This is a genomic window from Streptomyces sp. NPDC048420 (assembly GCF_040651535.1).
Lineage (GTDB): Bacteria > Actinomycetota > Actinomycetes > Streptomycetales > Streptomycetaceae > Streptomyces.
Map to the genome: position 1 here is coordinate 390,218 of NZ_JBEZKG010000008.1, position 13,342 is coordinate 403,559.

General features: G+C 72.7%; 12 protein-coding genes. 4 read left to right on the plus strand and 8 right to left on the minus strand.

What is annotated here, in order from left to right; translation table 11 throughout:
- The first annotated feature begins 16 nt into the window (after positions 1 to 16).
- Positions 17 to 805, plus strand: a complete 789-nt coding sequence (locus tag AB0D34_RS17225) for an SAM-dependent methyltransferase (protein WP_362662293.1) — start codon at positions 17 to 19, stop codon at positions 803 to 805.
- Positions 806 to 835: 30 nt separating this feature from the next.
- On the opposite strand, the gene AB0D34_RS17230 is transcribed toward AB0D34_RS17225, so the two are convergent.
- From AB0D34_RS17230 to AB0D34_RS17245, 4 genes are all read right to left on the minus strand, one after another.
- Entirely contained in the window at positions 836 to 1,540 is a 705-nt protein-coding gene (locus AB0D34_RS17230; protein ID WP_362662295.1) for a dual specificity protein phosphatase family protein, read from the minus strand.
- Positions 1,541 to 1,676: 136 nt separating this feature from the next.
- Positions 1,677 to 2,597 (minus strand): hypothetical protein, encoded by a 921-nt coding sequence (locus AB0D34_RS17235; RefSeq protein ID WP_362662297.1) that lies wholly within the window; start codon positions 2,595 to 2,597, stop codon positions 1,677 to 1,679.
- Complete coding sequence (locus AB0D34_RS17240) at positions 2,594 to 4,840, minus strand: PEP/pyruvate-binding domain-containing protein (protein ID WP_362662299.1); 2,247 nt, start codon at positions 4,838 to 4,840, stop codon at positions 2,594 to 2,596. Before AB0D34_RS17240 ends, AB0D34_RS17235 begins: the two co-directional genes overlap by 4 nt.
- 378 nt (positions 4,841 to 5,218) lie before the next feature.
- The gene (locus tag AB0D34_RS17245) at positions 5,219 to 6,652 is read right to left on the minus strand and encodes a PLP-dependent aminotransferase family protein (protein ID WP_362662301.1); all 1,434 of its coding nucleotides are present in this window, start codon (positions 6,650 to 6,652) and stop codon (positions 5,219 to 5,221) included.
- A 46-nt stretch (positions 6,653 to 6,698) separates the two neighbouring features.
- Here AB0D34_RS17245 and AB0D34_RS17250 point away from each other — a divergent pair, with 46 nt between their 5' ends.
- On the plus strand, positions 6,699 to 7,178 hold the full coding sequence (locus AB0D34_RS17250; protein WP_362662303.1) for a carboxymuconolactone decarboxylase family protein: 480 nt from the start codon (positions 6,699 to 6,701) through the stop codon (positions 7,176 to 7,178).
- A gap of 154 nt (positions 7,179 to 7,332) precedes the next feature.
- Here the strand turns inward: AB0D34_RS17250 and AB0D34_RS17255 are convergent, their stop codons facing one another.
- The 3 genes from AB0D34_RS17255 to AB0D34_RS17265 form a co-directional block, all read right to left on the minus strand.
- The gene (locus AB0D34_RS17255; RefSeq protein ID WP_362662305.1) at positions 7,333 to 8,820 is read right to left on the minus strand and encodes a glutamate synthase subunit beta; all 1,488 of its coding nucleotides are present in this window, start codon (positions 8,818 to 8,820) and stop codon (positions 7,333 to 7,335) included.
- 135 nt (positions 8,821 to 8,955) lie between these two features.
- The gene (locus tag AB0D34_RS17260) at positions 8,956 to 9,435 is read right to left on the minus strand and encodes an anthrone oxygenase family protein (RefSeq protein ID WP_362662307.1); all 480 of its coding nucleotides are present in this window, start codon (positions 9,433 to 9,435) and stop codon (positions 8,956 to 8,958) included.
- Positions 9,436 to 9,843: 408 nt separating this feature from the next.
- Entirely contained in the window at positions 9,844 to 10,536 is a 693-nt protein-coding gene (locus AB0D34_RS17265) for a DUF2293 domain-containing protein (protein ID WP_362662309.1), read from the minus strand.
- Between the two features lie 166 nt (positions 10,537 to 10,702).
- Here AB0D34_RS17265 and AB0D34_RS17270 point away from each other — a divergent pair, with 166 nt between their 5' ends.
- Positions 10,703 to 11,335, plus strand: coding sequence for a uridine kinase (locus tag AB0D34_RS17270; protein WP_362662311.1), 633 nt, complete (start codon positions 10,703 to 10,705; stop codon positions 11,333 to 11,335).
- A 158-nt stretch (positions 11,336 to 11,493) separates the two neighbouring features.
- Positions 11,494 to 11,925 (plus strand): CBS domain-containing protein, encoded by a 432-nt coding sequence (locus AB0D34_RS17275; protein ID WP_362662313.1) that lies wholly within the window; start codon positions 11,494 to 11,496, stop codon positions 11,923 to 11,925.
- Positions 11,926 to 11,947: 22 nt separating this feature from the next.
- Here the strand turns inward: AB0D34_RS17275 and AB0D34_RS17280 are convergent, their stop codons facing one another.
- On the minus strand, positions 11,948 to 13,075 hold the full coding sequence (locus AB0D34_RS17280; protein ID WP_362662315.1) for a magnesium and cobalt transport protein CorA: 1,128 nt from the start codon (positions 13,073 to 13,075) through the stop codon (positions 11,948 to 11,950).
- Positions 13,076 to 13,342 lie beyond the last annotated feature (267 nt).

Here is a 13,342-nt window from a genome sequence, read left to right on the forward strand (position 1 = left end):
TGATGGGTAATCACTGATGGTTGAGATCGACACCACCAAGCCGCACCCGGCGCGGATGTACGACTGGTACCTCGGAGGCAAGGACAACTACCCGGTCGACGAGGCGATGGGCAAGCAGATGCTCGCCCTCGACCCGCGCGTCCCGGTGATGGCCCGGGTCAACCGGGCCTTCATGCACCGCTCCACCCGCTGGCTCGCGGGCCACGGCGTCCGTCAGTTCCTGGACGTCGGCACCGGCATCCCCACCGAGCCCAACCTCCACCAGGTCGCCCAGGAGATCGCCCCCGACGCCCGGGTCGTCTACTGCGACAACGACCCGATCGTCCTCGCCCACGCGGCCGCCCTGTTGCGGGGCACGGACGAGGGTGTCACCGAGTACCTCCAGGCGGACGTCCGCGACCCGGAGTCCGTCCTGGAGGGCGCGCGTAAGATCCTGGACTTCTCCCGGCCGGTCGCCCTCTCGCTCATCGCGCTGCTGCACTTCGTCTCCGACGAGGACGGCGCGCACGACCTGGTCGGCAGACTGCTCGCCGAACTGCCCTCCGGCAGCTACCTGGTGGCCAGCCATGCCACGGCCGACTTCACTCCCGAGGAGTCGAAGGCGGCCACCGAGAAGCTCAAGGCCGCGGGCGTCACCCTGGCCCTGCGCTCCCGCGCGGAGTTCGCCCGCTTCTTCGAGGGCCTGGAACTCGTCGAACCCGGCGTCGAGGTACCGCAGTCGTGGCACCCCGAACTGGGCGACCCGGTGCCGGGCCAGGACGACGGGGTGATCCCGGGGTACGGGGCGGTGGGGCGCAAGCCCTAGGTAGCCGTGCCCTAGGTATCCGTAAGAGACTCAGAACCAGGACGCCATGCGTCGCGGAGCATCCACCAGCCTGCTGACGGCCACCACCGGCAGGGGTGGCTGCTCCGCCTTGTTGGGGCTGAGGTTCAGGCCGTAGTAGATCTGCTCGATCGACGGCGGGCCGACCGCGAGATTGCGCCGGACCGCCGACGCGGACGACTGCTCCCCGGTCTTCACGAGATACGCCGCCGCCATGGTGCCGGTACGCCCGACGCCCGCACCGCAGTGCACGAACACCGGCCCGGCGGACCGGGCGACCACGTCGAGGAACCGCTGCACCTGCGCGGGCTTCGGCGTCTGCCCGTCCCGGATGGGCAGCCGTACGACCTTCAGGCCGGCCTGCTCCGGTTCGGCGAGCTGGGCCGCGCTCAGGTCCTCGGCACGCAGGTCGACGACGGTGTTGATGCCCATGCCCGCCAGCACCCGGTACCCGGCGGGAGAGGGGGCGGCACCGCGCCACAGCCGTCCCTGGGTGTCGACGGGCTGGAAGTTGTGCACCCCCTGCACCGTGCGGGTCCCGGCCGGGGCCGGGGTCTCCTCGCGCGCCCAGTACGACAGGGCCAGGATGCCCAGGGCGCCGGTGGCCCACAGGGCGAGGTAGCCGAGCAGGACGTAGAGCAGGAGTCGCAGGCAGCGCCGGGACAGCGGACGCCCACGGAGGGCGGGCGGGGGCAGGGTTGCGGTGAGAACAGCCATGGGCGACCCGGGGGACTAGGGGACGGGGTACGCCTTGGCATGGTAACCCGATGGTTGTTTGAGAGTCTTGTCCGCGTACGTGTGCTTATGTTCACCATAGGGGCAGGTCAGAGGCCGTTGATGATCGTCTTCCGGTTCAGTCGTCGTCGCGGTCCGCGTCCCCGATGCCGACGACCGTGAGATGCGCGCGCTCCAGCGTCGCGTCCTCCAGGCACCCCCGCAGCCGCATCCGGTCGTGCGCGGTGAGGGCGGGCCGTACGACTCCCGCGTACAGGCCGTCGCCGAGGTCGCCGAGGGTGGCGTGCCGCAGTGGTACGGACGTGGAGTCCCGGCAGCGCTCCCAGACCTGCTCGGCGGCGAGCGAGCGCCGCTGGGCCGACATGTCGGTGCCGCGCATGTCGACCTGGACGACGACCGAGGTCGCCGCGCTGTCGTCGACGTCCTCGTCCCGGGTCTGGGTGAGGTCGGCGAGGCCCGCGACGAGCCCGCCGAGCAGGGCCACGCCCACCACGCCGACGGCGGCGACCCGGACGGTGCGGGCCCGGGAACGGCCGGCGCCGAGCGTGGGCAGGTCCTCCAGATCGTCGGGCGACCGGGGATCGGGCGCGGTGAGCACCGCGAGACGTCCGGCCAGGCGCCGCTCGGCCGGCCGGGCCGTCGCCGACGCGATCCGCTGCACCACCCAGGCGATCCCGGACAGCAGCACCCCGGTGACCATGAGCACCGGCACGAACACATACGTGCGCTCGGCCGGTTCGTCCAGCCAGCTGAACCGGGTGTCACTCGGTTCCGGTCCGGGGCCGGTACGCAGCCGGGCCAGCGCGTCCTCCTGGCGTGCGGCCAGTTCCCGCTGCCGCCGGTCCGAGTCGCGCAGCCGGTCCTCGATCCGGGTGAGCCGCCCCAGCATCACGAGCCCGAGCAGCATCACCTCGACGACCAGCAGCAGCACCCCGCACAGCATGGCCCGCTGCCACTGCCACCGGTACAGATAGACGACCAGATAGCTCGCCGCCCCGGCCGCGGCGAGGCTCCCGAAGAGGTACGCGATCTTCCTCATGACGCGTCCCCGACCTGCGCGTCCTCGACCTGCCCGTCCCCGGCCTGCCCGTCCTCGACCCGCACATCCCCGGTCGTGCCGTCGACGGTGAGCCGGGAGCCCGGCGGGAAACGCCGTACCGCGTCCGCGGCCCCGACCACCGCGGGCAGCCCGAACTCCCGGGCGAGCACGGCGAGATGGGACAGCGGGCTGCCGGTCTGGGCGACCAGTCCGGTCAGGCCGGGCAGCAGCGGGGCGAGAGCGGGGTCCAGCGTGCGCACCACGAGCACCGCGTCCGGCGGCCGCGCCCCGGTCCCGTCCCACACCGTTCCGACGGCCCGCCCACCGGAGACGCCCCGCCCGCCGGCGCCCTGTCCCCGCCCGCCCCCCGCGCTCTCGCGCTCGGCCACGACCGTGCCCTCCGCGAGCCGGAACGCGTCCGGCAACGGCGGCGACTCGGCCGCAGGCAGCCGCTCCGCGAAGTCACCGGGCAGCGGGGCGCCGTCGAGGGCCTCCGCGAGCTCCCTCCACCGCAGCAGCACGAGCCGCCCCACGTCCGGACCGAGCCGCCGTGAGCTCTCGCCCACCAGCCTGACCTGCAGTTCCTGTACCCATCGGATCCGTAGGCGAAGGGCTTCGCGGGGTGGCAGTGCGGCGGGAGCGGGGGAGGAGCGGTGCGGGGCCGGGCGTCCGTCGGCGGAGGCGTCCTCCGGTGCCCGCCGCTCGAAGTGCCCCGGCCCTCGCTGTCGTACGGCTCCCCCGGCCCCCGGCACCCCCACCTGCGGCAGCCGTCCCCGCGCCCGCAGGCTGGGTGCCGTGAGGGCCAGGACCACGGGGTTCGCGGCGATGATCCGCTCGTCGGGCACGCCCTGTGCGCGGGCGTCGGACAGGGCCGTCAGCGCCGTGCCCGCGGCCGTGCGGTTGTCCGGTGGTTCGGGCAGGAGGGCGCCCGCGAGGGCCTCCTGGGCGTGCAGGGAGACCAGGACCACGCGGGTCCAGCGGAGCTCGGCGGCCAGGGTGGGGGAGTCGAGCGTCGAGGGCGCCGGTATCCGTGCGAGGCGGGCGTCGACGTCCGCCACGAGATCCGCCGCCAGCCCCGGCAGCGCCGCGCCCAGACGTCCCACCCGCCACGCGGAGCCGAGCCTGCGCGCCCCCGGCGCCGGATTCAGCAACGCGAGCCACCGGTGCCGTGGCGGAACGGCACCGAGCAGTCGTAGGTCCGCCGCGGCCCGCCCGCCGACCGTGGTGACCACCGGCACCGTCCGCAGCAGCCGGCGCGGGGCACTGCCCGCGATGTCCAGAGCGGTGGTGAGCCCCCGGGCCATCGGCGCCACCCACAGGTCCTCCTCCAGGGGCGCCAACTGCTCGGGCAGCGTCTCGGCGACCGGGCCGGGCCCGAGCAGCCGGGCCCCCCGCGCGGGCCGCACCGCCATCGCCGTGATCGGACGGCTCTGGAACAGCCACAGCCGTCCGTCCCCGTCGAAACCGAACTCGATGTCCTGCGGCCCGCCGAACACCCGCCGCGCCCGCCGCGAGAGCCGCGCCAGCCGGAGCAGTTCGGCACGGGTGAGCAGCGGGGCGGGGTCCGCCTTGAGCGGCGCCCCGGTCTCCGGCGGCTCGGTGCGCAGCAGTCGGCCGCCGCGGCTCAGCCAGTAGTTCGTCCCCGCCTGCTCGCCGCCGACCAGGCTGTCCGGGCCGCCGCGCACCGCGCTCACCAGCACCCGGTCGGTACGCCCCTCTACGGGGTCCGCCCCGAACATCACTCCGCCGACCCGGGCGGTCAGCATCGGCTGCACCAGCACCGCCATGGGCGCCGTCGACCCGTCGGGCCGTACCGCCGAGTCGAGCACGGTCCGTACCGCCGTACGGAAGGCCGCCCAGCCGCGCACATCGAGCACGGAGGTGAACTGGCCGGCGAGGGACGACTCCTCCGTGTCCTCCTGCGGCGACGAGGACCGCACGACGAGAGGGAGGGTGCCGCCGTCGGAGAGTTCCTGCCAGGCGCGGCGCAGAGCCGTCCCGTCCGGGTCCGCGCCGTGAGGGATCACGAAGCCGGGGAGCACCGGCAGGCCGGCGCGGGCCGCGCGGGCGAGGTTCGCGGCCTTGGAGCCCGCTGTCATGGGGGCCGCGGCGACGGGCTGCTCCAGCGGGACGGCGGCCGGTGCGGTCGGGCCGTACGCCTCGACCGGGCCCGGGTGAACCGCGCCCCGACGGCCTTCCCCGTCGCGAGCACCCTCGCTGTGACGTTCATCGAGCGTCGTCATCGAACACCCTCCAGGACCGACCGCCAACAGGGGGGACGCGCGGGGGTGGCCCTGCGCCTGACGGCGGAACGAAGGATGGTGGTGGGCCGCTGCCGACCCCCACGGGCGCGACGGCAGCTCGCCTCCTTTTCCGATGATCCCACCGCTGTTCCGATCTATGTAGCCCGTAAGCTGCTTTTCGGACAAATCACTGGATAAATCGGGAGGCGGCAGGAGAGCGCGGCCGGCGACCGGTCCTCGGGGAGCAGGCGTGCGCTCGTCCCCGGGCAGGAGCGTGCGGGACGGGGGCTCATCCGGAGGCAGGAGGGAGTGCGGTTCGGCGGGTCGCCGGGCGGCACAGCGGCGGGCCCGCCGTCACCGCCTTCTGCACGCCGAGCTCTATGCCTCACCGGGAGGCAGTGCCCGGCACAGCGCCTCCAGGGCGGCCCCGTACGCGTGCTCGGACGGTGTCGCGTACCCCACGACCAGGCCGTCGTGGGTCGCCATGTCCGTGTCCGGGTGGCGGAAGTCCGAGAGCCCGTCGAGGGCGATGCCCTGCCAGACCGCCGCCTTTACGGCGGACCGCTCGGTGCCGGGCGGCAACCGCAGCACCGCGTGCAGTCCCGCCGCGACACCCTCGACCCCGATGTGCGGGGCGTGCTCGGCGAGCGCGGCGACGAGCCGGTCCCGGCGGCTCCGGTACCGCTGTCGCATCCGCCGTACATGACGGTCGTAGGACCCGGAGACGATCAGGTCGGCGAGGGCCAGTTGATCGAGGACGCTCGCCCAGGCCTCCCGCTCGCCCTTGGCCTCCAGTACGTCGCCGACGTAGCGCTCCGGAAGCACCATCCACCCCAGCCGCACCGCGGGCGACAGGCTCTTGCTGACCGAGCCGACGAGGATCACCCGCTCGGGGTCGAGGCTCTGGAGGGCGCCGACGGGCTTGCGGTCGTAGCGGAACTCCCCGTCGTAGTCGTCCTCCAGCACCACCCCGCCACGCGCGCGTGCCCAGTCGACCACCGCGGCCCGCCGCCCGGCGTGCAGCGGACCGCCGGTGGGGAACTGGTGCGCGGGCGTGAGCAGTACGGCCCGCTCGCGGTCCAGCCGGTCGACGCGCGCGCCGTGCTCGTCGAGGGGAAGGGGCACGGTCCGTACGCCCGCGGTGGCGAGCAGGTCCCGGTGGAAGGGGAGTCCGTACGCTTCCACGGCCAGCGGGCCGCGCAGCACACCGCCCGCGAAGAGCAGGCGCAGGGCGTGCGCGAATCCGGAGCAGACGACGATCCGGTCCGGCTCCGTCCGCACCCCACGCGCGCGTGCGAGGTATTCGGCGAGGGCCGCTCTCAGTTCGGGGCGTCCGGCGGGGTCACCGGGGCCGAAGGCCTCGTTGGGGGCCTGCTGGAGGGCTCGGCGGTAGGAGGCGAGCCATGCGGAACGGGGGAAGGCGGAGGCGTCGGGGGTGCCCTGGCGGAGGTCGTGGCTCGCGCGGCGGGGGCCACGCGCGCGTGGAGGCGCTTTCGGGGCCGAGGCCGGGCGTACGGCGTGGCGGAGGGGCTCGGTCCGCTCGGCGACCCGGGTGCCGGAGCCCTGGCGGGCGGTGAGCCAGCCCTCCGCGACGAGTTCCGCGTAGGCGTCGGCCACAGTGTTGCGGGCGACGCCCAGGTCGGCGGCGAGCGAGCGGTACGGCGGCAGGCGGGTGCCGGGGGCGAGCCGTCCGGTGCGTACGGCGTCACGCAGTGCCTGGGTGAGCGCGGCCCGCCTGCTCCCCGGCCCGGAGAGGTCCAGGTGCAGGTCGGCGCCGATCCGTTCTGCTTGATTGACCCACGATTCCGCCATGGAAATGCACCCTACAGCCGGTCTTTTGGGCCCGTAGGTTGATCACATGACGACGACGAACACGAACGTGACCGGTACGGCCCGACTGAACTTCGCGAAGGCCGCCCCGAAGGTCTTCCGCGCCCTCGTCGGCTTCGACGCGGCGGCCCGCGAGGGCCTGGACCCCACCCTCGTCGAACTGATCCAGATCCGCGCCTCCCACCTCAACCACTGCGCGTACTGCCTCCACATGCACACCAACGACGCCCGCAAGGCCGGCGAGACCGAGGACCGCCTCCACATGGTCCCGGTCTGGCGAGAGGCCCGTCACTTCTTCACGGACAAGGAGCGGGCGGCCCTGGCCCTCACGGAGGCGGTGACCCTGGTGGCGGACGGAGGCGTCCCCGACGAGGTCTACACGCAGGCCGCGGCCCACTTCGACGAGCAGGAACTGGCCCACGTCCTGTCCCTGATCCTCACGATCAACACGTGGAACAGGGTGGCACTGTCGACGGGCAAGGTGGCGGGGACGGACGAGCGGGGCTGAGCGAGGGCCCGGTGCGGGTCCAGTGCAGGCCCGGTGCGGGTCCGGTGCGGAGAACCCTCCAGCTGCCGGGCCTTCTCCCGTTCGGTCTCCTTGTTCTGTCGGCCTTCCTGCGCCCTGCACCGTCATGAGCCGCCCTGCACCGTCATGGGCCGCCCTATACCGTCATGGGCCGGTCGTACGGCCCGATGGGCGCCGGCAGTCGCGAAGTTCCCGTCAGATACCGATCGACGGCCGCCGCCACCGCCCGCCCCTCCGCGATCGCCCACACGATCAGCGACTGCCCCCGAGCCGCGTCCCCCGCGGCGAACACCCCCGCCACATTCGTACCGAACCCCGCGTCCCGCGACACCGTCCCCCGAGCCTCCATCTCCAGCCCCAACTGCTCCACCAGCCCGTCCCCCCGATCCGGCCCGGAGAACCCGAGCGCGAGGAGGACCAGATCCGCGGGAAGCGTCCGCCCCGTCCCCGACACCGGCCGCCGCCCCGCATCCACCTCGACGAGATGCAGCGACCGCACATGCCCGTCGGCGTCCCCCTCGAACCGGAGCGTCGACGCCGCGAACAGCCGCGCGTCCGCGTCCGCCGCAGGCGCCGTCTCCAGATCCCGGGCCTCTTCGTGCGCCGCCGACAAGCGGTAGATCTTCGGATACGTCGGCCAGGGCTCCGCATCCTCGTCCCGCTCGCCCCCGGGCTGCGCGTAGATGTCCAACTGCGTGACGGAAGCGGCCCCTTCACGCACCGCCGTCCCCAGACAGTCGGCCCCGGTGTCGCCCCCACCGACGATGACGACATGTTTTCCGGCGGCCGACATCGGAGACACCTCCAGGTCCCCCTCGCGCACCCGGTTGGCCAACGGCAGATACTCCATGGCCTGCTGGACCCCGGCCAACTCCCGCCCCTGCACGTCCAGTTCACGCCAAGCCGTGGCTCCGGTCGCGATCACCACCGCGTCGTACCGCGTCCGCAGCTCCGCCGCCCCCACGTCCCGCCCGACCGCCGTGGACGTACGGAACTTCGTCCCCTCGGCCCGCATCTGCTCGATCCGCCGCTCAAGGTGGTGCTTCTCCATCTTGAACTCGGGGATGCCGTACCGCATGAGACCACCGAGCCGGTCGTCCTTCTCGTACACCGCGACCGTGTGCCCCGCCCGCGTCAACTGCTGTGCCGCGGCGAGCCCGGTCGGCCCCGACCCGATCACCGCGACGGTCCGCCCGGACAGCCGGTCCGGAGGCCGCGGCGGCGTCAAGCCCAGCTCCCAGGCCCGGTCCGCGACGGCCACCTCGACGTTCTTGATGGTGACGGCCGGCTGGTTGATGGCGAGCACGCACCCCGCCTCGCACGGCGCCGGACACAACCGCCCGGTGAACTCGGGGAAGTTGTTCGTCGCGTGCAACCGCTCGGCGGCCTGCCGCCAGTCCTCCCGCGAGACCAGGTCGTTCCACTCGGGGATGAGATTCCCCAGCGGACAGGCGTCGTGGCAGAACGGGATCCCGCAGTCCATACAGCGATCCGCCTGCTTGCTGACGATGGGCAGCAACGCCCCGGGGACGTACACCTCGTCCCAGTCCCGGACCCGCTCCTCGACCGGCCTGCGGGGCCAGTCCTGGCGAGGCGTGGTCATGAATCCCTTGGGATCGGCCATGGCCGTCTTCCTTGCCGCGGAAGTTCTTCCGGCCACGATACGACTCATTGGCCACGCGCGCAGAGCGCCGACGTACTACCGCTACAGCGCTTGCTCCCGTGCCTTCTTCCATGCCCTGGGCGGTGCGCACGACGCTCATGTGAGGGCCAGGACGTAGGCCACCGCCGCCGCGGCCGAGGCGGCCGTGCGGATGTGGTTCCACATGGTCCACTCGCGCACGTACGTCGGCCAGTACGCCGCCGCTTCCGGGGTGCCGGGCTCCAGCTTGAGCAGGGCGTCGTTGCGCGGCACGTTCGCCACCATCGTCAGCCCGAACGAGCCGAACAGATACAGCACGCTGCCCACCAGCAGCTCCGCCGTCCCCTCGTCCGGCCACAGCACGAACGTCACCACCGCGATCACCGCACACAGCACAGCCGAACCGGCGAACACGGCCATGAACGGCGGCCGCACCGCGGTCACATTGATCGCGTTCATCGCGGCGACGCCCTGCGCGGGCGGCAGCGCGGCGAGCCCTCTCATCACAAAGGTCGAGAACGCGCAGAACACCCCGGCCACCAGCCCGGTACCGAGCACTCCCAGCACGACCAGCACGAAGTAAGGCCCATCGATCATCTCAACACCAGCTCCCGCTTACGGCCGGGCCCCCGGCCCGGCACCACCCGTCCCCACCAGTGAATCCCGCCCGCACCCCGCACCCCATGGCCGATCCGCGCGTCCGCATACGCCAACGTCCACCCTCCTCGGATCCACCCCGGCCGGTCCCCGATCTCGGCCGCGACCGATCTTCGCCGCGAAGGTGTGCGCAACATGACGGGCAGTTCCGCCGGGGTGATGAGCGACCATGACGGGCAGTTCCGCCGGGGTGATGAGCGACCATGACGGGCAGTTCCGCCGGGGTGACGAGCGACCATGACGGGCAGTTCCGCCGGGGTGATGAGCGACCATGACGGGCAGTTCCGCCGGGGTGATGAGCGACCATGACGGGCTGCCCGGTGGTGGTCGGCGACCGCATCCGAACCGTCAACCCGCCTCCTCCACACCCCGCCACCCCGCCAGCACCGCCTCCACACCCGCCGAGATCCGCCGCCGAGCCTCGTGCCGCGCCACCCCGCTCATCAGCAACGCGTCATACGGCGTGTCCAGATGCCGTACCGACGCCACCACCGCCGACACCCCCGCCCCCTCCGACAACGCCCGCCCCGCCGCACTCCGCCCCACCCGCCCACTGCCGCGCACGGACGCATGCGAGGCGATGTCACGGGCCCGCTCCACCGGGCACCCCGGGAACAGCCGCAGGATCTCCCCCGCGAACGCCTCCGCGAACCGCACATCCCCCACCGCCCGCCGCCGAGCGTCACGCACCCGGCGCCGGCGCCGCGCCTCCGCGTCCGCCAGGCACCGCTCCTCGGCCCGCGCCAGCCCCGCCTCCTCGATGAGGACGCCCTGCCGCTCGTAGCGCCCCTTGCGACGGTTGAAGCGCACGACGACCGCCGACAGCGCACTCTCCTCCCTCGACCGACGCGTGAGCGCCGTGTCGCCGCGCGGCAGGAACACCAGGTGCCCGAGGTCGGCGCAGTCGAGACACCGCGGCGCCCCGCCCTCGACGACGAGCAGCGCCAACGGCCCGCCCCGGCACTCCGCACAGTGCCGTCTCCGCAACGGCTGGACGACAAGAGGTCCACCTCGGGCCGGGGGAGTAGCGAGGCCTGTCATGAGAGGTTCATTCCCCAGGCACCCCCACCGGTGACACCCCCACCAGTGACACCGACCTTCCGTACCTGCCGCCGCCCGCCGCCCGCCGCCCGCCGCCCGCCGCCCGCCGCCCGCCGGACCCGGGAGCGCGACGCGTTCCGGGCTGCGGCTGACGCATCATGGCCGTGTGCGACTCGAAGCGATCACCTGGGACCGGCTCGGCGACCAGCTGGCCGACCGCCTCCTCGACCTGAAGCCGGCCGACGGCAGCTCCTGGCCCCGTGTCGCCCTCGACGGCGCCCCGGCTGCCCGCCCGGGCGAACTCGCCGAAGGCGTCGGCGAGGCCCTGCGCATACGCGGCCGCCCCTCGCTCGTCGTCGGTCTCGAGGGCTTCCTGCGCCCCGCCTCGCTCCGCCTGGAATACGGCCACCACGACCCGGAGGCCTACTACAACGGCTGGTTCGACACCGGCGCCCTCTGGCGCGAGGTCTTCGGCCCCCTCGAACCGGGCGGCGACGGCCGCGTCCTGCCCGACCTGTGGGACCCGGCCACCGACCGCGCCACCCGCAGCCCCTACGTCCAACTCCCGCCCGGCGGCGTTCTGTTGCTCCACGGCCCCCTCCTGCTGCGCCACTGGTTCCCCTTCGACCTGACCGTCCATGTCCTCCTCTCCGACGGCGCCCTGCGCCGCCGTACCCCCGAGTCCGACCACTGGACCCTCCCCGCCTACGAGCGCTACACCGACGAGACCGACCCGGCCGGCACAGCGGACGTCCTCGTCCGCGCCGACGACCCCCGCCACCCGGCATGGAGCGGCTGACCCGGCCGCACCGGGGAGCGCGCCGCCTCCGCCGGCCCCGGCCGCAGTCATCGCAGGGTTGCGGGTGCGGGCCTTTGCCGACGCGGCGAGAATGTAGGGCGCCGGGACTTGCGGTGCCGTCCGCGCCGCGCCGGCCGTCCGGCACCGGGAGGTACTCCATGACCACCGCCGGAGACATCATGCACCGGGGGGCCCAGTGGATCCCCGCCCACGAGACCCTCGACCGCGCCGCCCAGCTGATGCGTGAACTCGGCGTCGGAGCCCTGCCCATCAGTGACGCGAACGAACGGCTGTGCGGCATCCTCACCGACCGCGACATCGTCATCGGCTGTGTGGCCGTGGGCCACGACCCGGCCAAGGTGACCGCGGGCGAGATGGCCCAGGGCACACCCCGCTGGATCGACGCGGGCGCCGACGTCGACGACGTCCTGCACGAGATGCGCGAGCACCAGATCCGCAGGCTTCCCGTCATCGAGAACAAGCGCCTGGTGGGCATGATCAGCGAGGCCGACCTGGCCCGGCACCTGACGGACGAGCAGATCGCCGGATGGGCCGAGAGCGTCTACGCCCGCGCCTCCACCACCCACTGAACCGCCGCGCCGACGGTCCCGGTCACAGCCAGCCGTTGCGCCGGAAGCCGCGGTACAGCACGCCGCACGCCACGGCTATCACGCCCATGACCAACGGGTAGCCGAACGTCCAGTGCAGCTCCGGCATGTGGTCGAAGTTCATGCCGTACACCCCGCAGACCATCGTGGGGACGGCGATCACCGCGGCCCAGGCCGTGATCTTCCGCATGTCCTCGTTCTGCGCGACCGTCACCTGCGCCAGGTGCGCCTGGAGGATCGAGTTGAGCAGTTCGTCGAACGCGGAGATGTGCTCCTTCGCGCGCAGCAGATGGTCGGAGACATCGCGGAAGTAGGCCTGTATCTCCGGGGCGATCACCTGGATCGGCCGGGTGGAGAGCTCTTCGAGCGGGCGGCTGAGCGGGACCACCGCCCGCTTCAGCTCCAGGAGTTCACGCTTGAGCTGATAGATGCGGCCGGCGTCGACCCGGGCGCCGTTGTCCGCGAACACCGCCGTTTCGACCAGGTCGATGTCCGACTGCATCGCGTCGGTGACGTTCAGATAGTCGTCCACCACATGGTCCGCGATCGCGTGCAGCACCGCGGCCGGCCCCTTGGCGAGCTGCCGGGGATCGGATTCCAGCTCCTCGCGCAACGGTCCCAGCGAGCCGTGGCTGCCGTGCCGCACCGTGATCACGAAGTCCTGGCCGACGAACACCATGATCTCGCCGGTGTTGACCACCTCGCTGGTCGCCGTGAGCTCCTCGTGCTCCACGTAGCAGACCGACTTGAACACCGCGAACAGGGTCTCGCCGTAGCGCTCCACCTTCGGGCGCTGATGGGCCTCGACCGCGTCCTCCACGGCCAGTGGGTGCAGGTCGAAGAGGTCCGCGATGCCCTCGAACTCGTGGTTCGACGGTTCGTGAAGCCCGAGCCAGACGAAACCATCACGTTTCTTGCGCAGATGTTCCACGGTGTCGACCAGATCGCCCTCCGTGTGGACCCGGACACCCTCTTTGTAGGTCACACAGTTGACCACCGAGGTGCCCAGCGGGGAGCGGGCGTGGTGGCTCAGGTCGACACGCGGGCGCCGCCGGGTCAGCCGGGCCACCTTGCGCAGGCCGCCGACCCTGCCGAGGCCCGTGACCTTGCGCAGATTCCCTGCCATGGACATCTGGACTCCTTGCGTGGATCTCCCCGTTCGACGCGTTGCTGCGTCCTGGCGTGCCAGTGTGCCAGGCCGACGTAAGCGCCGGGTGAGCCTGTGGACAGGGAACATTCCGTTTGGTTCCCGCCTGTGGACAACTGCCCGCACCGGGCTCGGCACCGGCCTCCCGCCGGACTCGACCCGGTCGCCTCGCCGGGCTCGATACCGGTCCCCTCGCCGGACCGGCGTCGGCCATCTCGTCGTAGCGAACGCGTCGTCCGTTTCAGACAAGCC

Excerpts from the sequence above, each read along its gene's own strand:
- AB0D34_RS17225 (WP_362662293.1), top strand. The coding sequence starts at position 17 with ATGGTTGAGATCGACACCACCAAGCCGCACCCGGCGCGGATGTACGAC.
- AB0D34_RS17230 (WP_362662295.1), bottom strand. The coding sequence starts at position 1,540 with ATGGCTGTTCTCACCGCAACCCTGCCCCCGCCCGCCCTCCGTGGGCGT.
- AB0D34_RS17235 (WP_362662297.1), bottom strand. The coding sequence starts at position 2,597 with ATGAGGAAGATCGCGTACCTCTTCGGGAGCCTCGCCGCGGCCGGGGCG.
- AB0D34_RS17240 (WP_362662299.1), bottom strand. The coding sequence starts at position 4,840 with ATGACGACGCTCGATGAACGTCACAGCGAGGGTGCTCGCGACGGGGAA.
- AB0D34_RS17245 (WP_362662301.1), bottom strand. The coding sequence starts at position 6,652 with ATGGCGGAATCGTGGGTCAATCAAGCAGAACGGATCGGCGCCGACCTG.
- AB0D34_RS17250 (WP_362662303.1), top strand. The coding sequence starts at position 6,699 with ATGACGACGACGAACACGAACGTGACCGGTACGGCCCGACTGAACTTC.
- AB0D34_RS17255 (WP_362662305.1), bottom strand. The coding sequence starts at position 8,820 with ATGGCCGATCCCAAGGGATTCATGACCACGCCTCGCCAGGACTGGCCC.
- AB0D34_RS17260 (WP_362662307.1), bottom strand. The coding sequence starts at position 9,435 with ATGATCGATGGGCCTTACTTCGTGCTGGTCGTGCTGGGAGTGCTCGGT.
- AB0D34_RS17265 (WP_362662309.1), bottom strand. The coding sequence starts at position 10,536 with ATGACAGGCCTCGCTACTCCCCCGGCCCGAGGTGGACCTCTTGTCGTC.
- AB0D34_RS17275 (WP_362662313.1), top strand. The coding sequence starts at position 11,494 with ATGACCACCGCCGGAGACATCATGCACCGGGGGGCCCAGTGGATCCCC.
- AB0D34_RS17280 (WP_362662315.1), bottom strand. The coding sequence starts at position 13,075 with ATGTCCATGGCAGGGAATCTGCGCAAGGTCACGGGCCTCGGCAGGGTC.